The organism is Endozoicomonas sp. SESOKO2 (genome assembly GCF_024606245.1).
Classification (GTDB): Bacteria; Pseudomonadota; Gammaproteobacteria; order Pseudomonadales; family Endozoicomonadaceae; genus Endozoicomonas_A.
This window is the reverse complement of record NZ_JAHHPQ010000800.1, coordinates 1-1382: the sequence shown is the minus strand read 5'-3', so window position 1 is coordinate 1382 and position 1382 is coordinate 1. Positions and strand designations below refer to the sequence as shown.

Below are 1382 nucleotides of genomic sequence, written 5' to 3'. Positions count from 1 at the left end.
TAGTGACTCCTGAACCAATCGACGAAATCACTCAAGTATTTTATGCGTTCTTTCATAAGTTTTCTCTTCCTTTGTACTTTGCTAAGTTCTTTTCCTTCTTGTCCCTTTGCTGCCTCGTCATGTTGGGCTCTGTTAGACGGCTGATTGATATCGCTACCAATAGTTTGTTCATACCTTGCCAAGGTAGTCTGTGATTGTTCCAGCAGGCCGACAAATCCTGTACCGAGGGTTACCATTATGACTTGGTATTCATTTGCATCAGGAAATGTTTTTTGTAATTGTTGTTCTATGTAATTTGACAGGGCTATAAGTAATTCTTGAAATATGTGAGGGTCTTCATTTCCCACGTTGTGTATTGCGTCATTTATTACCTCTTCGAATATTGCAAATAATTTCTGTTCTTTGCCTTTTTTGTTTGTAGAGTTAGTAACGGTATCATCCCAGTTTGATTTTCTAAAATAACTCGAGAAATTGCGAAGGTGTCCACCTGCTGATTCTATAAGGAAAGGATCAAGAAACATGTATATAGAATTAATGAGATTCTCGAACTGATTGATTGAAGCAACTAATTCAGGGTTTTTTTCACCATATTCTTTTATTAGCACTAACATTCGCTCATCTGATTTAATATTCCGCTGATGATACGGTATTGAGTTCACATCAAAGGCACAGTTGAGAAGAGCGGAAGCGGCTTTTATAATTGGATCGATTAATGTCTCGGACTTTTCAGCCTTTAAGGTATTATCCAATTGTTGTATATGCCTGATGTTAATTTCTTTCAAATATTTTATAGTAGAGATGACGGAAACAGATTCTTTAACATTTGCTTTTAAAACTTCGTGATCTTTTATGGGCTCTTTATTGCCTAGAAGCTCACCTTTGTTGTTATGAAGTATCCCGATACAAGACAAGAAGATAGCTTTAAGCAGGAATGAGTTAAAAAAGAAATGAGCTGCTTCAGGGGTGGCTCCATTTGAATGAATGGCTGCATAGTAACTTGCCATGAATATCACGAGGTTTATTTTTTGGTCTGGAAAGTAGGTATCGATAGGTGATTCTATACCCTGGACAGAATATAGAATTGCCATCAAATCATTCTCGTCTTCATTAACTGTGAGGTGGAGCGTCTTTATCAATTGCTGAATCATGTTTGCAATGGTCAGGCTCTCTTTGGGAAGGATTTCCGGAACATGGCTCAATATAGTCCTTAAAGTGTCTGCATCAAGGCCTGTATCCACCACTTGGAGAATGTCATAAATACAGTCATGGTCCAATAGCGGGAGCGGAATTTCAATTAAAGGCCGCGGCTGCTGTGCTGCTGCTCCTGCCGATTCTTCTGAATGCTCATCCACTTTTTTGCCTAACTCATTTTCGTGATTCAT

1 protein-coding gene is annotated in these 1382 nt (G+C 38.4%); it reads right to left on the bottom strand.

Features of this window, described 5'->3' with window-relative positions; genetic code table 11:
* Positions 1-1382: hypothetical protein (locus KDK17_RS18865; RefSeq protein ID WP_257255489.1), on the bottom strand; the 1382-nt coding region annotated here is incomplete at both ends.